This is a genomic window from Streptomyces sp. NPDC086766 (genome assembly GCF_044746005.1).
GTDB lineage: Bacteria > Actinomycetota > Actinomycetes > Streptomycetales > Streptomycetaceae > Streptomyces.
This window is the reverse complement of sequence record NZ_JBIVBI010000006.1, coordinates 21,089-41,088: the sequence shown is the minus strand read 5'-3', so window position 1 is coordinate 41,088 and position 20,000 is coordinate 21,089. Positions and strand designations below refer to the sequence as shown.

13 protein-coding genes and 2 pseudogenes are annotated in these 20,000 nt (G+C 75.1%); 9 read left to right on the top strand and 6 right to left on the bottom strand.

The window, feature by feature from the left end; all coding sequences use genetic code 11:
• Positions 1–244: 244 nt before the first annotated feature.
• Together ACIPM1_RS13135 and ACIPM1_RS13130 are read left to right on the top strand one after the other, a co-directional pair.
• On the top strand, positions 245–1,663 hold the full coding sequence (locus ACIPM1_RS13135) for a HEAT repeat domain-containing protein (RefSeq protein ID WP_402433063.1): 1,419 nt from the start codon (positions 245–247) through the stop codon (positions 1,661–1,663).
• A 372-nt stretch (positions 1,664–2,035) separates the two neighbouring features.
• Positions 2,036–2,537, top strand: a pseudogene (locus ACIPM1_RS13130) (hypothetical protein); the annotation flags it as partial.
• On the opposite strand, the gene ACIPM1_RS13125 reads toward ACIPM1_RS13130, so the two are convergent.
• The 5 genes from ACIPM1_RS13125 to ACIPM1_RS13105 form a co-directional block, all read right to left on the bottom strand.
• Positions 2,518–3,387 (bottom strand): biotin-dependent carboxyltransferase family protein, encoded by an 870-nt coding sequence (locus ACIPM1_RS13125; protein ID WP_402433059.1) that lies wholly within the window; start codon positions 3,385–3,387, stop codon positions 2,518–2,520. The pseudogene ACIPM1_RS13130 and the gene ACIPM1_RS13125 overlap by 20 nt on opposite strands.
• The gene (gene pxpB, locus ACIPM1_RS13120; protein ID WP_402433056.1) at positions 3,384–4,001 is read right to left on the bottom strand and encodes a 5-oxoprolinase subunit PxpB; all 618 of its coding nucleotides are present in this window, start codon (positions 3,999–4,001) and stop codon (positions 3,384–3,386) included. Before pxpB ends, ACIPM1_RS13125 begins: the two co-directional genes overlap by 4 nt.
• The gene (locus tag ACIPM1_RS13115) at positions 3,998–4,756 is read right to left on the bottom strand and encodes a LamB/YcsF family protein (RefSeq protein ID WP_402433053.1); all 759 of its coding nucleotides are present in this window, start codon (positions 4,754–4,756) and stop codon (positions 3,998–4,000) included. Before ACIPM1_RS13115 ends, pxpB begins: the two co-directional genes overlap by 4 nt.
• 18 nt (positions 4,757–4,774) lie before the next feature.
• Complete coding sequence (locus ACIPM1_RS13110; RefSeq protein WP_402433983.1) at positions 4,775–5,596, bottom strand: putative hydro-lyase; 822 nt, start codon at positions 5,594–5,596, stop codon at positions 4,775–4,777.
• 110 nt (positions 5,597–5,706) lie between these two features.
• On the bottom strand, positions 5,707–7,026 hold the full coding sequence (locus ACIPM1_RS13105) for an MFS transporter (RefSeq protein WP_402433050.1): 1,320 nt from the start codon (positions 7,024–7,026) through the stop codon (positions 5,707–5,709).
• Positions 7,027–7,203: 177 nt separating this feature from the next.
• On the opposite strand from ACIPM1_RS13105, the gene ACIPM1_RS13100 reads away from it, so the two are divergent.
• The 5 genes from ACIPM1_RS13100 to ACIPM1_RS13080 all read left to right on the top strand — a co-directional run bounded on the left by ACIPM1_RS13100 (position 7,204) and on the right by ACIPM1_RS13080 (position 15,521).
• Positions 7,204–7,899 carry a GntR family transcriptional regulator gene (locus tag ACIPM1_RS13100; protein ID WP_402433046.1) on the top strand — a complete coding sequence of 232 codons (696 nt, stop codon included), beginning with the start codon at positions 7,204–7,206 and terminating at the stop codon, positions 7,897–7,899.
• Between the two features lie 111 nt (positions 7,900–8,010).
• Positions 8,011–9,537: a hypothetical protein gene (locus ACIPM1_RS13095; protein ID WP_402433043.1), complete on the top strand. Its 1,527-nt coding sequence runs from the start codon at positions 8,011–8,013 to the stop codon at positions 9,535–9,537.
• Entirely contained in the window at positions 9,534–9,884 is a 351-nt protein-coding gene (locus ACIPM1_RS13090) for a hypothetical protein (protein ID WP_402433040.1), read from the top strand. The genes ACIPM1_RS13095 and ACIPM1_RS13090 overlap by 4 nt, the downstream gene beginning before the upstream one ends.
• Complete coding sequence (locus tag ACIPM1_RS13085; protein ID WP_356184990.1) at positions 9,881–10,759, top strand: hypothetical protein; 879 nt, start codon at positions 9,881–9,883, stop codon at positions 10,757–10,759. Before ACIPM1_RS13090 ends, ACIPM1_RS13085 begins: the two co-directional genes overlap by 4 nt.
• Before the next feature lie 58 nt (positions 10,760–10,817).
• On the top strand, positions 10,818–15,521 hold the full coding sequence (locus ACIPM1_RS13080; protein ID WP_402433037.1) for a hypothetical protein: 4,704 nt from the start codon (positions 10,818–10,820) through the stop codon (positions 15,519–15,521).
• A gap of 137 nt (positions 15,522–15,658) precedes the next feature.
• Here ACIPM1_RS13080 and ACIPM1_RS13075 read toward each other — a convergent pair.
• A pseudogene (locus tag ACIPM1_RS13075) lies at positions 15,659–16,289 on the bottom strand (hypothetical protein).
• Between the two features lie 419 nt (positions 16,290–16,708).
• Here ACIPM1_RS13075 and ACIPM1_RS13070 point away from each other — a divergent pair.
• Complete coding sequence (locus ACIPM1_RS13070) at positions 16,709–19,561, top strand: nitrate- and nitrite sensing domain-containing protein (RefSeq protein ID WP_402433032.1); 2,853 nt, start codon at positions 16,709–16,711, stop codon at positions 19,559–19,561.
• Positions 19,558–19,992, top strand: a complete 435-nt coding sequence (locus ACIPM1_RS13065) for a roadblock/LC7 domain-containing protein (protein WP_402433028.1) — start codon at positions 19,558–19,560, stop codon at positions 19,990–19,992. Before ACIPM1_RS13070 ends, ACIPM1_RS13065 begins: the two co-directional genes overlap by 4 nt.
• Positions 19,993–20,000 lie beyond the last annotated feature (8 nt).

Here is a 20,000-nt window from a genome sequence, read left to right as displayed (position 1 = left end):
GAAATATCGGTCGCGGCAGCTCGCACGCCGGGGTCATCATGACGTCGTGATTCACGGACGCGATGGCTGGGCAGGGGTTGCCGCACCGCGCGGGCCGTGATGCGGTCCGCATGGGCCACCGACGAGAGGCAGAGGAAGATGGGCTACAGCAAGCAAGAGACGGCGGGCGCTCCGACGTGTTGTCACGCGGCCAGGTAGTGCGCGGTTCCCGGTTGCGTCGACGCTTGATGTGAGGCTGTTTCCCATGTTCGATCCGGTCATAGCGCCCAGCGGTACGCTGCTCGGCCTGCTCCAGCGGGGCCGCGGCGACGGCACGCTGCACGCGCTCACCGCCCCCCGCGCCGAGGCGCTCGCGGCACTGAACCACTGCGTGCTGCACGACCCCCGCCACGACTGGCAGGTGGAGAACCGCTCCCTGTACTACGCCCGGCTCTACCTCGACCTGAACGGCGAGCTGGACGCCGTCGAGGCGCACCTCTTCGACCCCGAGGACGTCCTCGACACCGACGAGTCCCGCACCGGCCTCGCCCTGGCGGTGCTCGGCCACCTCGCCTCCTACGGCAGGCGCGACGCCCTCGCCCTCCTGCGCCGGTACGCGGCCGTCGGTTCGAACTGGGCCTGGGCCCTGGACGAGCTGGCGCTGCGGGACGACGACGCGGGGCTGCGCGCCCTCGCCGCACCCGTCCTGGCGCGATTCCCCGCCGACGCGGAGGGAGAGGCCGAACTGGCCGCCACCGTGCGCGACGCCTTCGAGCCCCGGCCGTGGCGGCTGTGGGCCGAGGACCCGCGGGAGACCGTCGCCTCGCGCGTGCGGGCCGCCCAGGAGGCCGGCTGCTTCGACCGCTGGCAGCGGCAGCTGCGCCCCTCCGGGCCCCGCCCGGGGTGGAGCGTGGCGGCCGTGTTCGAGTGGGCCCAGCAGGGCATCGAACGGGGCGCCGTCCTGCACGTCCCGGCCGCCCGCTGCCTCACCGCCGTCGCGGGGCCGGAGGACCGGCCCGAGATCGTCCGGGCCGCCCGGCACGGCAGCGACGGCGCCCGCTGTACCGCGCTGCGCTACCTCGCCGACGCCAACGACCCCGACGCCCTGGACCTGATCGAGTCCGCGGTGGCCGACGGCTCGGCGGCCGCCGTGGAGGCCGCCGTCGACGCCTTCGAACGGATGCGCAGTGTCGCCGCCGTGGACCGGGCGCGCGGCTGGGCCCGGCGGCCCGACCGGCTGGGCGCCGCCGCCGGCCGCGTCCTCGCCTGCCGGGGTGGGACCCGGGACCGCGACCTCGTCCTCGCCGCCCTCCGGGAGGCGGTACGCGGCGAGGGCCCCGACGCGCCCACCCTGTGGACCCTCGTCGACGGCGCCGGACGGCTCGGCATCACCTGCGCCGCCCCGGTCCTGCGGCACATCTACCGTGAGACCGCCTCCTCCCATCTGCGCGGCCGGGCCGCCCGCGCCCTGGCCGCCACCGACCCCTCCTTCGCCACCGGATTCGCCGTGGAATGCCTGTGGGACTGCGAGGAGACCACCCGCGAACTCGCCGCCCGGCACGCCGAGACCGGCGACCTGCGCGTCGTGGAGCAACTGCGCCGGCTCGCCGCCGATCCGGCCGAGGAGGCCGAAGTCCAGACAGCCGTCCGCAGCCGGATCGGCCCCGACGCGCCGACCGCGTGAACGTTGGGCGACCCCGGTGTCAGGAGTACGTGGACAGCGGCTGACCTGCCCGGTCGCCCGGTCCAACGCTCACAGGACGTTCCTCGTGGCGGCAAGATCGACGTCGACGCGTCCACGTCCCTCCCGGCGACAACACCGGTATGCGTGCCGTGGTCGGGACCTGATCCTTCCCCCGATGTGAACGGCGTGGCCCACTGCGCGCTCCAGACCGCCCGGCACCTCGTCGATCGCGGTCACGCTCCCTCGTTGTCGCCCCGGCCCCGCCCAAGGCCCCGGCGCCGCCCGGACAGGGCGGCGCCCTCGTCCCCGGGGCCGGGCCCGACGCCGCGGCCCCGTGGTTCACCAACCTCGCGCGCGGCGGGGCCCAGACCCCTGTCCGACCGGTACGGGGCGGTGCGTCTGCACGCCGCCGAGGGGGAGTGGCTCGGCGACCGGGTCATGTGGAGCGCTGACCGGCTGCACCCCGGTGAGCGCGGCCATCGCCAACTGGCGTTGCGCTTGCACGGGTTGCTCACCGGGGCCGGTCTCGCGACGGGCGCCGCGCCCTCGCCCGAGCCCGAACTGCCCGCGCGGCGACCCGTGGTGGCCGGCCACGGCGGGCACGGGCCGGATGGCCCGGCGGTGCACCGACCTGCTCCCCCAACTGCTCACCCTCGCCGCGGACGGGCTGCGTCACCGCGCCCGCGGCACCAGCGCTGGCCCCGACCTGCACGCGTACGTCGCGGTGTCCGCCGCCCTGGCCGCGCTGTCGACGGCGGAGACGGCGCGGCGGACCGGGGGAGGAGCGGTGGACCGAAGGGGGGAAGGCGGGCGGGAGGGGAAGGGTCTGTGGCGGGTCGGGGACGCCGTGGCGCTCAGCGGCGGCCCGCCGTGACGAACCGGACCGGTGTCCCCGGGACCGCCTGGGCGGCTGCCGGGAGGTCGGCGCCGCGCACGACCGCGATCACCGGGTAGCCCCCGGTCGTCGGATGGTCGGCCAGGAAGACCACCGGCCGGCCGTCGGGCGGGACCTGGACCGCCCCCAGCACCATGCCCTCGCTGGGGAGTTCGCCCGCACCGGCGCGGTCCAGGGCCGGTCCGTCGGTGCGCAGGCCGATGCGGTTGCTCGCCGCCGACACGCGGTAGGTGCGCGAGGTGAAGGCGCGCAGCGCCGCCGGGCCGAACCAGTCGTCGCGCGGCCCGAGGGTCACCCGCAGGACCAGCTCGGCCGCAGGGCGCGGCTGCGGGGCGACGTCCACGCGCGCGGGGACACCGGTCGGCCGCCCCAGGGGAAGCACCGCGCCGTCCGTGAGGGGGGCCGGGCCGAGCCCGGACAGCAGGTCGGTGGAGCGGCTGCCGAGGACCGGCTCGACGGCGACCCCGCCGCGGACGGCGACGTAACTGCGTACTCCCGCCACGGCCGCGCCCACCTCCAGGAGCGCACCGGCGGGGACCCGTACCGGCGCCCCCCACGCCACTGGCCGGCCGTCCACCGCGACCGGGCAGGGCGCGCCGCCGACCGCCACGGTGACCGCCGAACGGGGGCGCAGCGCACAGCCGTTGAGGGTGGTCTCCAGGACGGCCGCGCCGGGCCGGTTGCCGACCAGGCGGTTGACCAGCGCGGCGGCCGGCGCGTCCAGCGCCCCGGAGCGGGGAACACCCAGGTGCGCGTGGCCGGGACGCCCCTCGTCCTGCACGGTGGTGAGCGCCCCGGCGCGTACGACGACGAGCGCGCGGTCCGTCATGCGGCGCCCACCGGGACGAAGCGCACCCGGGTGCCCGGCGACAGCAGCGCCGCCGGCGCCCGCGCGGGATCCCACAGCACCGCGTCGGTCGTGCCGATCAGCTGCCAGCCGCCCGGCGAGGAGCGCGGGTACACCCCGGTGTACGGCCCCGCCAGCGCCACGGAACCGGCCGGGACGGCCGTGCGCGGGGTGGCGCGGCGCGGCACGTGGCAGCGGGCGGGCAGACCGGTGAGATAGCCGAAACCGGGGGCGAACCCGCAGAAGGCGACCCGGAAGTCGGTGGCGGCGTGGAGGCGGGCGACCTCCCGTTCGGGGACGTTCCAGTGGGCGGCGACGGCGGCGAGGTCCGGGCCGTCGTAGCGCACGGGCAGCTCCACCACCCGCTCCGCGCGCGGGAGGACGGGCGGCACCTCGGCGGCGGTCAGCTCACGGGCCAGGCGGTCCGGCTCGTCGAGGCCGTCGAGCAGGACCGTACGGGCCGCGGGCACGATCTCGGCCACCGTCAGCAGGCCCGCCGCGCGGCGGCGCAGCAGCTCCGCGTGCAGGGCCTCGGCCTCCTCGCCCGAGGACACCTCGACGAGCAGCGCCCGCTCGCCGACGGGCAGCGCCCTCATGCGAACGCCTCCACCCGCACGCCCGACGCCACCAGCCGCTCCCGGACCCGCCGCGCCAGTTCGACCGCCCCCGGGGTGTCGCCGTGCAGGCACAGCGAGCGGGCCCGCACCGCCACCGGTGCCCCGGAGTGCGAGGCGACCCTCCCGGCGTGGGCCAGGCCCACCGAGCGCTCCACGACCGTGTCCGGGTCGGTGACCACCGCGCCGTCCCGGCCGCGCGGCACGAGCGTGCCCTCGTCGGTGTACGCGCGGTCGGCGAACGCCTCGGTGACGGCCGGGAGCCCGGCCTTCCCGGCCTGCTCCAGCAGCCGGGAGCCGGGCAGCCCGAGCACCGGCAGCGCGCCGTCCGCGAGCAGCACCCCCTCGACGACCGCGCCGGCCTGCTCCTCGTCGTGCACGACCCGGTTGTAGAGGGCGCCGTGCGGCTTGACGTACGACACCCGGGTGCCCGCCGCCCGCGCGAAGACCTCCAGGGCGCCGATCTGGTACGCGACCTCGGCCGCGAGCTCGGCGGGCGGCACGTCCATCGCGCGCCGCCCGAACCCGGCGAGGTCCCGGTAGGAGACCTGCGCGCCGATCCGCACGCCGCGTTCGGCCGCCAGCTCGCACACCCGCCGCATGGTCACCGCGTCCCCGGCGTGGAAGCCGCAGGCCACGTTGGCGCTGGTGACGACGGACAGCAGCCGCTCGTCGTCGGTCAGCCGCCAGCGGCCGAAGCCCTCGCCGAGATCGGCGTTCAGATCGATCGAGGTCATGGTCCTTCGCGTCTCTCCTCAGGCCACGCGGTACTGCTCGTCGCGGGCGTCGGTCAGGAACATCTGGCCCGGTGCGTGGGTGAGGGCGAACGGCGGCCGGGAGGCCATCACCGCCGCCTGCGGGGTGACTCCGCAGGCCCAGAACACCGGGATGTCGTCCGGCGCGGCGTCCACCGGGTCGCCGAAGTCGGGACGGCCGAGGTCCTCGATGCCGAGCCCCGAGGGTTCGCCGCAGTGCACCGGGCTGCCGTGCACCGCCGGAAGCAGACCGCTCTCCCGGATCGCCGCCGAGAGGTGATCCGGCGGCACCGGGCGCATCGACACGACCATCGGGCCGTGCAGCCGCCCTGCCGGACGGCACTGACGGCTCGTCACGTACATCGGGACGTTGCGGCCCTGCTCGACGTGGCGGATCGGCACCCCCGCCCCGGCCAGCGCCCACTCGAAGGTGAAACTGCAGCCGATCAGGAACGACACCAGGTCGTCGCGCCAGTGGCCGCGCACGTCCGTCGGCTCGTCCACCAGCTCGCCGTCCCGCCACACCCGGTAGCGCGGCAGGTCGGTGCGCAGGTCCGCGCCGGCGGCGAGGGGCGTCGTCCAGGAACCGGCGTCCGTGACGTCGAGGACCGGGCAGGGCTTCGGGTTGCGCTGGCAGAACAGCAGCATGTCGTACGCCCAGTCGGCGGGGACCGAGATGAGGTTCACCTGGGTGTGGCCCGCGGCGACCCCGGCCGTGGGGCCCGTCAGCCCGTCCCGGAAGCGGGCCCGGGCCGCTCTCGGGCTCCACGCGCGCGCGTGCTCGTCGACGAGGACGACGGGGCGGTCCTCCGCCGGTGCCAGGGTCGGGCCGACCGCCACGGCCGAAGCCGGATCGTAGGCCGTGGCCGGGTCCTGTGAGACGGCCGGGGGCAGGTCGTCCGCCACCGTCGGCAGGCGGTCGTCCGCGGTGTTCACACCAGTTCCTTCCCGCGCGTCTCCGGCAGCCCCAGCAGCGCGAGGGCCGCCAGACCGTAGCCGACCGCGCCGAACACCAGCGCGCCGCCCACGCCCCAGCTGTCGGCCAGGAAGCCGACCAGCGTCGGGAAGACGGCGCCCACGGCGCGGCCGGTGTTGTACGTGAAGCCCTGCCCCGTGCCGCGCACCTCCGTCGGGTACAGCTCGCTCAGGTAGGAGCCGAAGCCGCTGAAGATCGCGGACATGCAGAACCCGAGCGGGAAGCCGAGTATCAGCAGCAGGGTGTTGGCGCCGCTCGGGATGTCGGCGTACGCCAGGACGCAGATCGCCGACAGCAGCGCGAAGAGCCAGATGGTGCGGCGCCGGCCCAGCCGGTCGGTGAGGTAGCCGCCGGTCAGGTAGCCGACGAAGGCGCCGGAGATCAGGAAGGTCAGGTAGGAGCCGGTGCCCACCACCGACAGGCCCCGCTCGGTCTTCAGGTACGTCGGCACCCACGTGGCCAGCGTGTAGTAGCCGCCCTGGACGCCGGTGGAGAGCAGCACGGCGAAGACCGTCGTCCGCAGCAGGCCCGGCGACCCGGCGCCGCCCGGCTGGAAGATGGCCGCGAACGAGCCCTTGCGCACGCTGCGTTCCCGCGCGGCCGCCGCCTCCGGCGCGTCGTGCACCCGGCGGCGCAGCCACACCACGAGCAGCGCGGGCAGCGCGCCGGTCCAGAACATCACGCGCCAGGCCAGGTCGTCGCCGGCGAAGGAGAACACCAGCGTGTAGACGATCGCCGCCAGCGCCCAGCCGACCGCCCACGAGCTCTGGACGGCGCCGAGGGTACGGCCGCGGTGCCTGGCGCTCGCGTACTCGGCGACGAGGATCGCGCCCACCGCCCACTCGCCGCCGAAGCCGAGCCCCTGGAGAGCGCGGAAGACCAGCAGCGTCTCGTAGTCGGGGGCGAAGCCGCAGGCCACGGTGAACACCGCGTACGTGATCACCGTGATCATCAGTGCCTTGACCCGGCCGACCCGGTCCGCGACCACACCGGCGACCGCGCCGCCGATCGCCGAGACGACCAGCGTGACCGTGGTGAACAGGCCGGTCTGGCCGCTGTCCAGGCCGAAGTAGGCCGCCAGCGCGACCATGCTCAGCGGCAGGGTGAAGTAGTCGTAGGAGTCGAGGGCGTAGCCGCCGAACGCGCCGGCGAAGGCGCGGCGGCCGCGCGGGTCCAGGGCCCGCAGCCAGCCCAACGCGCCGTCGCCGGCGCCGTGTTCACCGGATGCGGAGCGTGTGTCGGAGGTCATTGCCTGCGGTGGAGGGGTCGTGCTCATGGGCCACCTCGCGGTTGAGGGACGGGAGGGTGCTGGAAAAGAGCCGAACGGCGGGGGAGTTCACGGAGCCGCGACGGGGGAGCGGCGCGGTGCCGTGCGCAGCAAGGTAGAGGATCGTTGAACGATCCTTCAATACCCCTGTTGTTTCGTTCCCGGGTCTGCGGTGTAATTCCGGGCATGGCAGAGCAGCTGACGGGACTGGCCGGCGACCGGGCCCTGCTGGGGCGCACCAGCACCGCCGAGCGTGTTTCGGACATCCTCAGGAGCCGTATCGCCGAGGGGTACTTCCCGCCCGGCACCCGGCTGTCGGAGGACAGCATCGGCGGGGCGCTCGGCGTGTCCCGCAACACGCTGCGCGAGGCGTTCCGGCTGCTCACGCACGAGCGGCTGCTCGTCCACGAACTGAACCGCGGGGTCTTCGTACGGGTGCTGACCGTCGAGGACGTCGAGGACATCTACCGCACCCGCCGCCTCGTGGAGTGCGCCGTCGTACGGGGGCTGGGCGAGCCGCCGTACGCGCTGGACGGCCTCGCCGGGGCCGTGGCGGAGGGGCAGCGGGCGGTGCGTGAGGGTGACTGGAAAGAGCTGGGCACGGCCAACATCCACTTCCACCGGGAACTGGTGGCGCTGGCCGGCAGCGACCGCACCGACGAGCTGATGCGCAGCGTCTTCGCCGAACTGCGCCTCGCCTTCCACGTGGTGGACGACCCGCGGCGGCTGCACGAGCCGTACCTCGCCCGCAACCAGCAGCTCCTGCAGGCCCTCCAGGCCGGCGACCGCGACACGGCCGAGCGGGTCCTCGCGGTCTACCTCGACGACTCGCTCGCCCGGGTCGTGGAGGTGTACCGGCGGCGGGTCGGCGAGGACGGGTAGCGCCGCGGGGTCACCGGCGCCAGGTCGGCGAGGGCGGGTGGGGCTCCGGGGCGCCGGGGCCCATCTGCGTCGTTTGGGCCGTTGTCGGACCGAGGACCTAGTCTGTGCACCGTGACTTCGCCTGCATCGACGGAACGTGTTCCGCCCCAGCTCAGCGCGGGGCCGCGCCCCGCCCCGGGGCCGGCCGCCGACGAGGGGCTGGCGCGGCGGCTGCGCGCGCTGGCCTGCACGGCGCCGCTGCACGACCTCGACGCGCGCAAGGCCAACCTCGCCGGCGAGTACTCGGTGTACGGCATGGCGGAGATCGCCCTCGCCTCCATCGACCTCGTCACGCTCAACATGGACTTCGACACCGGCGCCGACCACGACCAGATCGTGGCCCGGCTCGTCCCGCGCGTCGCCGCCCAGGCCCCGCGCCGGCCCGTCGCCGAGCACGAGCGCGTGGCACGCTGGGTCCTGGAGAACCTGATCAACGTCGGCAGCGCCGACCGCGGCTTCCGCGCCGTGTACGGCACCTTCGACCCGGACGGCACGTACGTGCGCCGGGACTACGACTTCAAGCTGATCGAGGAGGTGCCCGGCCCCGGCGGGAGCGTCTACCTCCGTACGACGGACGAGGCGGTCAACGTCCTCGTGGGCGCCCTCGACACCGATGTCACCAGCGCCCAGATCGCCGCCGAGGTCAAGCTGGAGGTGCTGATCAGCCGCGGCCGCCTCGCCGACGCCCAGCTCGCCGCCGAGCAGGCGCGGTACCGGACCGTGCAGTACTCGGAGACCCTCCGCCGGGCCCTGGACGCGACCCGGCGCAACGTCCGCGCGGTGGACTGGCTGGGCGCCGTGCCCGACATGATCGCCGAGGCACTGGACCACGTCGCCGACCGCTACCGGCACGAGAACGCGATCCTCACCAACATCCGCCGCGCCCGCGACGAGTCCGAGGACCCGGAGAACAAGCGCCGCGCCGCGGAACTGGTCGACATCGTCAAGGACTGCATCCGGCGGCACACGCAGCTGCAGTCCCGGCTCCTGGAGGCGGGCCCGCTGTTCCGCGCGGAGCAGGACCGGCAGGCCTTCGCCACCCCCCTGACCGCCTCGGGCACGGACCTCTACGGCCACCTCCTCGCCCCCACCCTCCCGCTCCCGGTGGAGCGGGCGATCCGGGTCACGGACGCCTTCTTCGCACGCGGGACCGGGCTGCGCACCCCGGTGGCCGTCCGGGTGGGCGATCTCGTCGACCTCCTGCTCACCCCGCCCGTGGAGCGGGAGCACCTCGGCGCGGAGATGCCGGAGCCCGACCTGATCGCCACCCCGGACGACAGCCGGTTCAGCGAGGAGCAGCTGACGGCCGCGATGGAGTTGCTGGACCTGCCGGCGGACGCGCCGCGGCGGCTGTCGGGGCTGCTCGCCCAGGCCCGGCGCAAGGACCCCGAACTGCCGTACCTGGTCGCCCTGCTGGCCGTGCACGCGGCCAGCCCGCCGGTCGGCACGGCCTACCGGCAGGGCGAGGAGAAGCTGCTGTTCGCCGTGGACGACGGAACCGAACTGGACGACCCGGAGTTCGGCGGCGCCGACCTCATCGTCGGGACCGCCCTGCTGGACGCGGCGGGGATGGCTGCGGACCGGACGGAGGCGGCGTGAGCCCGGCCGGGAACCACCCGCACGCGCACGACCACCCCCGCCCGCACGATCCCGGTCCGCGTGACCTGGACGGACGCGAGCTCGAACGGCGCGACGCCGGTTCGCGTGACCTCGGCGGGCGCGTCGCCGGTTCGCGAGACCGTGTCCGGCACGACCGCGTCAGCCGCCGCCACGTCGTCAGCCACGACCGTGCCCGGCACGACCGCCGCAGCCGCCGCCACCACGCCGGGCAGGACCGCGGCAACCCCCGAGACCACCACGGCAACCGGCACCCCCGCACCCCCCGGTGCCACCCCGGCGCGCACCACCCCAGCGAGCACCACCGCAGCAAGGAGCCCCGACCGTGACCGAGCACGTCGACTGGAGCGAGCCCGAGCCCGCCGCCGCGCCGGCGGGGTCCGCCGTCACGCCCGCCGACGCCGCCGACGCGGCGCGGCTCGTCGCCTTCGGACTGCAGCCCAAGCTGCAGCCCGCGCGCGACCAGGAGTACGCGGAACTGCTGCGCCGCCACCGGGAGGACCCGGCGTTCGCGCGGCTCGCGGACGCCGTGGCCGCCGGACTCGGGCTCGTGGTGCTGGAGGTGTCCCCGCGCGCGGGCATGGCGGTGACCGCCGCCGAGGACTCCGTCTTCGCCGTCCGCATGGGCGACTACGCGCGTCGCGCCGCCACCGACTCCGCGGACCGGTTCCTGCACGGCCTCGCCCATCTCGCGGTCGCCGCGCTGGCGTTCCCGCGTCCCGAGGACCTCGCCGACGACGGCTACATCGGCCGTGTCACCGTCAACGGCGTCGACGCCTTCGTCCGGCAGGCCTGCCGCCGTCTTGAGGAACGGGCCGAGGAGCAGGGCGAGAACACCGACCCGGCCACCGACGCCCCCGGACTGGAGGCCGCCTGGCGGATCTGGGCCCGACGCAGCGCGACGGGCGCCACCAAGGACGCCCGCCGCCCCGCCGCCTCCACCACCGGCATCGTGGCGAAGGCCGTCGGCTTCCTCACCGACTCCGGATTCCTCCAGCGCACCGGCGACGACCACGGCGGCACCTACCGCACGACGGCCCGCTACCAGCTCCAGGTGCGCGACATGGCGGGCAGCGCCGCCCTGGCCGAGCTCCTCGACCTGGGCATCGTCCCCGTCACGGACGGCACCCCGACCCTGCTGCCCGCCGACGACACCGACGACCTGGACCTGGTTGCCGACGCCGGGCTGCCGTTCCACTCCTGATCCCTCGATCCCCTGCCCCCGTTCCGCCGATCTGCAAGAAGACTGACGAGAGTCCGCCATGTACGAGCTGTCCCGGGTCCGCCTCTACTCCATCGGGCCCGCCGGTGCGCGCTACGCCGACACCGTGCTTGACCTGCGGGGCGTGGGGGAGCCCGTGCCCGACCCCGCGCCCACCCAGGCGGAGTTCTTCGAGGAGGAGCCGGTCGGCCCGCCGCGCCGGCCCGCGCCCGCCGGCGTGCTCTTCCTGGAGAACGGCGGCGGCAAGTCGGTCCTGCTCAAGCTGATCTTCTCGGTGATGCTGCCCGGCCACCGCAACACCCTGGGCGGCGCCAGCTCCGGCGTGCTGCGCAAGTTCCTGCTCGCCGACGACTGCGGGCACGTGGCCCTGGAGTGGCAGCACGTGCAGACCGGCGAGTGCGTCGTCGTCGGCAAGGTGAGCGAGTGGCGCGGCCGCCAGGTGTCCAACGACCCGCGCAAGTTCGCCGAGGCCTGGTACTCCTTCCGGCCCGGCCCCGGACTCACCCTGGACAACCTCCCCGTCGCCGAGGCCACCGCCGTACGGCCGTCCGCCGAGGGCCAGTCGGGCGCGCAGGGCCGCCGCCGCACCATGAAGGGCTTCCGCGACGCCCTCACCGAGGCGGGCAAGGCCTATCCGCACCTGGAGGCGCACTGGGAGGAGATCCACGAGCGCTGGACCGAGCACCTCGGCGAGCTCGGCCTGGACCCCGAACTCTTCCGCTACCAGAGGGAGATGAACGCCGACGAGGGCGAGGCGGCCGGCCTCTTCGCGGTCAAGAAGGACGCCGACTTCACCGATCTGCTGCTGCGCGCCGTCACCGACACCCGGGACACCGACGGGCTCGCCGACCTCGTCAGCGGCTTCGGCAACAAGCTCGGCCGGCGCGCCGAGCTCATCGCCGAACGCGACTTCACCGCCGGTTCGGTGGACCTGCTCGGACGGATCGTCGAGGCCGCCGAGACCCGCGCCCGCGCGCGCGACGTCCACACCGGGGCGGAGCGGCGCACGCGCGGCCTGGCCCGGCGGCTGACCGCCCGGGCCGTGCGCGAGCGGGTGCGGGCGGCCGACCTCGCCCAGCGGGTCACGGCCGCCGCGTACGCCGTCACGCACAGCGAGGGCGCCCGGGAGCGCAGCTCGCTGATCGCCGCCGAAATCGCCTACCGGCACGCCTCCCTGGCGCTCGCCGCCGCCGAGAAGTCCGCCGCCGCGCAGAAGCGGGAACTCGCCGACGCGCGCACCCTGCACTCCGCCTGGCAGGCCGCCGAGACCGTGCTGCGCCATCGCGCCGCCGCCGACCGCGTGGCCCGCGTCTCCAGCGCGATCCAGGAGGCCGAACGGGACGCGGCCCCCGCGCTCGCCGCCCGCGCCAGGGCGGCCGTCGATCTCGTACGGGCCCTGCACGCGGCCGCGGAGCGCGCCGAGGCCCTCGCCAACGAGGGGGAGGAGCGCTCCGCGCTGCTCCAGGAGACCGGCGAGTCCGCCCACCGGGACTCGACCGCCGCCGCCACCGAGGCGCAGCGCGCCCGCAGCGAGTCCGGGCACCTGCGCCAGCGCCTCGCCGAGGTCGAGCAGGAGACCGCCGAGGCGGTACGCGCGGGCTGGCTCGACGACAGCGCCCCCGACGCGGACCCGGCGCGCGCTGCCCTGGCCGCCAGCGACGCGGAGAAGACGGCGGTCGCCGCCTGGGACGCGGCCCGCCACGCCGCCCGCAAGGCCGCCGACCTCGCGCGCGAGGCGGCCTCCGCCGAGTCCCGCGCCGAACTGACGGCGGCCCGCGCGGCCGACGCGGCGACGGCGGCGGAGCGCGGCCACGAGGCCGAGCGGCGGATCGCCGAGGCGCTGGCCGCGGAGGAGCGGCTGGCCGAACTGCTGAGCCTGCCCGGCACCACGGGCGCGGGCCGGGTCGCAGTGCCCGGGCCCCGGACCGGGCCCGACGGAGTCTCCGGGCGCCCGGGCGCGGCCCAGGAGCAGGAACCGGCCGCGAACCCCGCCGAGGACGGCGGCGACCCGGCTACGGCGGAGGGCCGAACCGGCTCCCTCACCCCCGAGGACCTCGACCGCTTCGCCGACGAGCTGCGGGAACTGCTCGACGACGCCGTCTCCTCCGCCGAGCGGCACCTCTTCGAACTGCGCACCGCCGCCGCCGACGACTCCCGCATCCTCGGCGCGCTCGGTGACGGCGGACTGCTGCCCCCCGGACCTGACGTGCTGGCCACGGTCGAGTTCCTCGGCGAGCACGGCATTCCCGCCCTCCCCGGCTGGCGCTACCTCGCCCAGGCCGTCGACCCCGTCGACCACGCGCGGGTCCTGGCCGCCCGGCCCGAACTCGTCGACGGTGTGATCATCACCGACCCGGACACCCACGCGCGGGCTCGCGAGGCCCTCGCCGACGCCGCGTTGCTGCCTCGCTCCGCCGTGGCCGTCGGCACCGCGTCCGCCCTGCTCGCTCCGCCCCCGGCCGGTGACCGGGCGCCCGGTGACGTCTTCCTCGTACCGCCGAACCCGGCCATGCACGACGAGCACGCGGCCGACGAGGAACGGCAGGCGCTGCGCGCGCGGGCGACCGACCGCGACGAGGAGATCCGGCGGCTCGCCGCCCGGCTCGGCAAGGACCGCGAACTCGCCGCCCGGCTCGCCTCCTGGCGCACCGGCTGCCCGGCCGGACGGCTCACCGAACTGGCGCAGGCCGCCCGCGACGCGCGCGCGTTCGCCGAGGAGGCCGAGGCCGAGCTGGCCGAGGCGCGGACCGCGCGCGCCGAGTGCGACGAGGCCGCCGCCGAGGCGGCCCAGGTGCGCGACGTGCGGCAGGAGGCCGCGCAGAAGGCGCGGCGCGCCGCCGACGCCCTCGCCGGACTCGCGTTCCGGCTGCGCGAGCGCGCCGGCTGGCAGGCCAGACTGCGCGAACTCGCCGACGAGGCCGCCGAGTCGGAGGCCCGCGCCCAGACCTGCCTGGACCGCGCCCGGGCCGCCGACGAGGACCGGCGCGCCGCCCAGCGCGCCGCCGACGACGCCCGGCGCACCGCCCGCGCGCTGCGCGCCGAGCGCTCCGAGATCGCCGGCGCCCCCGACGACGTCCCCGAGACCGACGAAGGCACCGCCCCCAAGGCGTCCCTGCCCGCCCTGCGCGAGGCATACCGCGCCGCTTCCCAGGTCTACGAGAAGGTCGGCGTCGGTGCCGACCTGCGCGCCGAGCAGGCCCGGGCGGAGAGCGACGAGAGCGCGGCCCGCGCCGAACTGGACCGGCTGAGCAACAAGGTCCGCACCCGCGCGGAGCAGCTCCTGCAGTCGCCCGACGGATCCGACGGTCCGTCCCGGCAGGCCGCCGCCGCCCGGGCCGAGGAGCTGGTGCAGCTCCTGGAGACCCGTATGTCGACCGCCAGCGAGCAGCTCGGCCGGCTGCGCGGCGAGGCCGAGCGGCTGGCACCCGCCGAGGACGCCGAGACGCACACCGAGCTGCCCGAGGAGCTCCTCCCGCGCGACGCCGAGCACGCACAGGCCCTGCTGCGCACGGCCACCGCCGAACTCGCCTCCCGCACCGAGGCGTTGGCGCAGGCCCGTGCGGCGCACGCCGAACTCCTGGAGGCCCACCGGTCCGCCGAGGACGCGGCGAGCGGCTTCGACGAGGTCGCCGCCCTGCTCCGCGACCTGCTGCGCGAGCACACCGCCGAGGAGGAGCGGGAGGAGCAGGAGCCGTACCCCGGCAGCCTGGAGGAGGCCCGGCAGGCCGCCGCCGAGACCCGCCGTTCGCTGCGCGGCTGCGCCGCCGACCTGTCCGCCGCGGAAGCCGCGGTGCGCGAGGCGAGCGACATCCTCGTCCGGCACGCCAACGCCACCCGTTACGAACAGGTCCACACCCCCGCCCGGCAGCAGATCCGCGAACTGCCCGCCGCCGCGCTGCCCGAACACGCCCAGAAGTGGGCCGAGGCGTTCGCGCCCCGCCTGCGGGTCCTGACCGACGAGCTGGACCAGCTGGAGCGCAACCGCGACTCGATCGTCGACCGGCTGCGCGGGCTCGTCGAGTCCGCCCTCGCCACCCTGCGCTCCGCACAGCGGCTGTCCCGCCTGCCCGAGGGACTGGGCGAGTGGTCCGGGCAGGAGTTCCTGCGCATCCGCTTCGAGGAGCCCGACCAGGCCACGCTGACCGAGCGGCTCGGCGAGGTGATCGACGAGGCCACCCGGGCCGCCGTGAAGAAGAACTCCGACCTGCGGCGCGACGGGATGTCACTGCTGCTGCGCGGCGTGGCCGCCGCCCTCCAGCCCCGAGGCGTCGCCGTCGAGATCCTCAAGCCGGACGCCGTGCTGCGCGCCGAGCGGGTCCCCGTCGGGCAGATGGGCGACGTCTTCTCCGGCGGTCAGCTGCTCACCGCCGCCATCGCCCTCTACTGCACCATGGCGGCCCTGAGGTCGAACGACCGCGGCCGCGACAAGCACCGGCACGCGGGCACTCTGTTCCTCGACAACCCCATCGGCCGCGCCAACGCCACCTATCTGCTGGAGCTCCAGCGGGCCGTGTCCGACGCGCTCGGCGTCCAGCTCCTCTACACCACCGGCCTGTTCGACACGACCGCGCTGGCGGAGTTCCCGCTGGTCATCCGGCTGCGCAACGACGCCGACCTGAGGGCCGGACTGAAGTACATCAGCGTCGAGGAGCACCTGAGGCCGGGACTGCCGCAGCAGGCCCCCGCGGGGGAGACGGTGCACAGCGAGATCACGGCGACCCGGATGTTCAAACGGCCCGCGTGACCCTCGCTCGTCCTCCTTCCCGGACCGGCGCCTCAGGCCACCGGCCGAGGGAGCCGTGCCCGGAGCCCATCCCCTGGCGGGTCACCGGGTTCCGGGCACGGCCGTGAGTCCTCAGCGGTGCGACAGCCGGCCCGGGCTCAGGGGTGCGACGGCTGCCCCGCGCCTCCCCTCACGGCCTATTCGCCGCTGGTTCCGCTCGGTCGCCCGCTCCTGGCGCCGAGTCCGGTGCCGCTCGCGCCGCAGGGCGCGCGCGGTGCTGCTCGGCACCGAGACGACGCCGTAGCGCTGGTTCCACACCTGGCGGGTCACCCAGACGTCGAGCGCCGCCCAGGTGGCGACCACCGTGCTGGCCACGCTGCTGATCACCATGGGGAACGCCAGCCAGGATTCCGCCATGGTGCACAGGAACGCCACCACCGCCTGTATGAGCGTCACGGAGATGATCAGAACCGCGCGCACGGCCGCCACCCGCACGGGATCCGGCAGCCTGCGCCGCCGCGCGGGCTCCTCCACCCACAGCGCCCTGTTGTCAGGCCGCCTCAACGCCGTGTTCGCCGTGGCGAACTCCACCTCCTGTCCGTCGGCCGTCGCCGCACCGCCGCGGGGCGCCGCCGAGCCGGCCGCTTCCGCGGCCGGGACGGGTCCCCTCTCCGAGACGGCCCGCGCCGCCGGAATGTCGCGATCCCGTGCCCCGGCCGCCCCTCGCACCGTCGTCACATGCGCCGCCTCGTCGTCAGCGGCCGTGTCGCACCGCTCCGCCGTGCCCATCAACCTGTCACTCCCCACCGCCAGCAGACCGTTCGCCCCGGTGTCCGAAGAACCGGCTTCCCTCTGGCTGCCCGGCTTGCGCTGCTTTACGCCGCCCAGGTGCGGGACACGGCTCCTGTGGCCGATTCCGCCCCCATTTCCCATGGAGTAGGACGAACGAGACGTCGCGAAGATTCCCCGGTGGGAAAAATATCGGCCAACTCAACAAGTCGGACGACCCGTTCCGCTACGCCCGCCGACTTCGGATTCCGGGGCGCCATCTCCCGCAATGCCCTGACAACTCCCCATCTCTCGTCCCCGGTGCGGAAGTTCTGGCTCCGGACAGCTCTTCGAGTTATCTGTGCGTCGGTAGTAGGCTCGCGCCGTTTGTTGACGCACATGTGTACCCCCTTTCCCTGGGGGTCGAGCTGGGGGAGGCCATGCGCTTTCGCGGAAAGTCCATCCGCCGGAAGATCGTGGCGCTGCTTCTCGTGCCGCTGCTGTCGCTGACCGCCATCTGGGCCTTCGCCACCGTGATCACAGGGCGCGAGGCGACCCAGCTGTTCCATGTGACCTCCCTCGTGGAGAAGGTCGGCTACCCGACCGAGAACACCGTGCGAGCCCTGCAGCAGGAACGCCGCCAGACCCTCGTCTACCTGGCCGATCCCCGGGCCTCCGACGCGCTGACCGCGCTCCGCCGCACCCGGGCCGCCACCGACGGGGTGATCGCCAGGCTCCGGAAGAACGCGCGGAACGCCTCCGTGCGGGACGGCATGGACCGGGACGACGGCGACCATCTCACCGCAGCCCTGGACGCCCTCGACGGCGTCGGCTCCCTGCGGCGCAGCGTGGAGGGCGGCACCCTCTCCCGCGCCCAGGCCTTCGACCTCTACAACCGCCTGGTCGATCCGTGCTTCACGCTGCTGTCCACCCTCGACGGCATCGACGACGTGGACATGAACAAGGAGGCCCGGGCCCTCGTCAACATCACCCGCGCCCGGGATCTCCTCTCCCGCGAGGACGCCCTGCTCGGCTCCGCCCTGGTGGTCGGCAGGCTGTCCCGCGCCGAGGTGCGCGACATCTCCGACCTCATGGCCCAGCGCACACTCCTGTACGAGATCAACCTGCCGCTGATCCCCGCGTCCGAGAGCGACCGCTACGAGCACTTCTGGAAGGACGCCTCGACCGCCCCGCTGCGCTCCGCCGAACGGGCCGTCGTCTCCTCCGGCGCCGGCACGCCCCGGGACGTCAGCGCCAAGAGCTGGGACACCGCCGCGAGCAACGTGCTCGACGAACTGCGCGCCCTCGACGACCAGGTGGGCGACCGCTACCAGGAACGCGTCCGCCCCCTCGCCATGGACGTCGTCCTCCAGGCGGCCGTCGCGGGCGTACTCGGTCTGGCCGCCGTGCTGGTCTCCCTCGTCCTGTCCGTACGCATCGGCCGCAGCCTCGTCCGCGACCTCAGGCAGCTGCGGCTGGAGGCCCACGAGGCGTCCGGCGTCCGGCTGCCCAGCGTGATGCGCCGCCTGTCGGCCGGCGAACAGGTGGACGTGGAGACCGAGGTACCGCGGCTCGAGTACGACAAGAACGAGATCGGCGAGGTCGGACAGGCCCTCAACACCCTCCAGCGGGCCGCCGTCGAGGCCACCGTCAAGCAGGCCGAACTCCGCGCCGGGGTCTCCGAGGTCTTCGTCAACCTCGCCCGCCGCAGCCAGGTCCTGCTGCACAAGCAGCTCACCCTCCTCGACACCATGGAACGCCGGACCGAGGACACCGAGGAACTCGCCGACCTCTTCCGCCTCGACCACCTCACCACCCGGATGCGCCGGCACGCCGAGGGCCTGGTCATCCTCTCGGGCGCCGCCCCGTCCCGACAGTGGCGCAAGCCCGTGCAGCTGATGGACGTCGTGCGCGCCGCGGTCGCCGAGGTCGAGGACTACGAACGCATCGAGGTCCGCCGGCTGCCGCGTGTCGCCGTCACCGGCCCCGCCGTCGCCGACCTCACCCACCTGGTGGCCGAACTCCTGGAGAACGCCACGATGTTCTCACCGCCGCACACCGCCGTGCAGGTTGTCGGAGAGCGCGTCGCCAACGGCTTCACCCTGGAGATCCACGACCGCGGTCTGGGCATGGCCGCCGAAGCGCTGCTCGACGCCAACCTCCGGCTCGCGGAGACCCCGGAGTTCGAACTCTCCGACACCGACCGGCTCGGCCTGTTCGTCGTCAGCCGGCTCGCCCAGCGGCAGAACGTCCGGGTCTCCCTGCAGCCGTCCCCGTACGGCGGCACCACCGCCGTCGTCTTCCTCCCGGACGTGCTGCTGACGGACGACGTCCCCGACACCAACGGCGTCGGCTTCCGCCTCGACCGGGACCGCCCCGCGCCCGAACGCGAGAACGGCCGCGGGACCGCGCTCTCCCAGGCGCCCGTACAGCTTCCCGGCCTTCCGGCCTCGCTGCTGGACGGGCCGGTGGAACTGGAGGCCTCCATCGGCCTGGGCGCCCTCGGCGCCTTCCCGGCCGGCCTGGACGACGAGGACGACGAGGACGGCGAACACGGGGCGCTGTTCCGCCCGCGCCGCTCCTCCGGCCGGTCGGAGACCGACGACCCGGCGATCCGCCAGGACGCCGGACACCGCCCGGATCCCGGTGGACGCGGCGCCTCCGACGGAGACGGCGCCGACCGGGACCCGGCGGTCCCGGTACCGCTGCCCCGGCGCCGGGCGCCGAAGCTGGTCAGCTCCCACGGACGCCCGGTCACCGACCACCGGACCCGGCGCGAGCCGCCGGACGAGAGGCCCTCGGCGGGCTTCGAGCGGCCGGAGCCGGAGGTGGCGCCGCTGCCGGCCCGTCGGCGCGGCGAGACCACGCTGAGGCGTCCGACCGCCTCGGCCGACCGCTTCGGCGGACGCGAGGAGACCCCGGCCTCCCCGCCCACCGGAGAACGCCCGGAGCAGGCTCCCGCCCTTCCCCAGCGCGACCGGCGCACCGCCCTGGCGGCCGGTGGCCCGGACGGCCCGGGCCGGGGCCGTGCCACCGCCCCCGAGGAGAGCGAGCCCGGCGCCATGCCGCTGCCCCGGCGCGTCCGGCAGGCGAATCTCGCCCCGCAACTGAAGCGGAGCCCGGAGCGGCGCAGCGAGAACCGGCCGGGATCAGCCGATCGCGACGCCGAGGAGGTGCGCAGCCGGATGGCCTCGCTCCAGCGCGGCTGGCAGCGCGGCCGTGAGGAGAACACCGCGGGCGACCACGCCCCGGACGGCACAGCACAAGGAACGACAAAGGGGGACGGTCGATGACCGCACCGAAGGCCACCGGCCACAACACGACCGACAAGGTGGAGCTGAACTGGCTCCTGGACGACCTCGTGGACCGCGTCGCCAGCATCCGCAAGGCCGTCGTCCTCTCCGGGGACGGTCTGGCCACGGGCGTGTCCAAGGACCTCACCCGCGAGGACAGCGAACACCTGGCCGCCGTGGCCTCCGGGTTCCACAGCCTGGCCAAGGGCGTCGGCCGCCACTTCGAGGCGGGCAGCGTCCGGCAGACGGTCGTGGAGCTGGACGACGCCTTCCTGTTCGTCACCGCCGCCGGCGACGGCAGCTGCCTCGCCGTCCTCTCGGACGCCGACTCGGACGTGGGACAGGTCGCCTACGAGATGACCCTCCTCGTCAAGCGGGTCGGCGTCCATCTGGGCGCCGCTCCGCGCACCGATCTGCCCGCCGGTGGGTAGTGAGATGA

Excerpts from the sequence above, each read along its gene's own strand:
- ACIPM1_RS13135 (WP_402433063.1), top strand. The coding sequence starts at position 245 with ATGTTCGATCCGGTCATAGCGCCCAGCGGTACGCTGCTCGGCCTGCTC.
- ACIPM1_RS13125 (WP_402433059.1), bottom strand. The coding sequence starts at position 3,387 with ATGACGGACCGCGCGCTCGTCGTCGTACGCGCCGGGGCGCTCACCACC.
- ACIPM1_RS13080 (WP_402433037.1), top strand. The coding sequence starts at position 10,818 with ATGTACGAGCTGTCCCGGGTCCGCCTCTACTCCATCGGGCCCGCCGGT.
- ACIPM1_RS13065 (WP_402433028.1), top strand. The coding sequence starts at position 19,558 with ATGACCGCACCGAAGGCCACCGGCCACAACACGACCGACAAGGTGGAG.
- ACIPM1_RS13115 (WP_402433053.1), bottom strand. The coding sequence starts at position 4,756 with ATGACCTCGATCGATCTGAACGCCGATCTCGGCGAGGGCTTCGGCCGC.
- ACIPM1_RS13070 (WP_402433032.1), top strand. The coding sequence starts at position 16,709 with ATGCGCTTTCGCGGAAAGTCCATCCGCCGGAAGATCGTGGCGCTGCTT.
- ACIPM1_RS13105 (WP_402433050.1), bottom strand. The coding sequence starts at position 7,026 with ATGAGCACGACCCCTCCACCGCAGGCAATGACCTCCGACACACGCTCC.
- pxpB (WP_402433056.1), bottom strand. The coding sequence starts at position 4,001 with ATGAGGGCGCTGCCCGTCGGCGAGCGGGCGCTGCTCGTCGAGGTGTCC.
- ACIPM1_RS13100 (WP_402433046.1), top strand. The coding sequence starts at position 7,204 with ATGGCAGAGCAGCTGACGGGACTGGCCGGCGACCGGGCCCTGCTGGGG.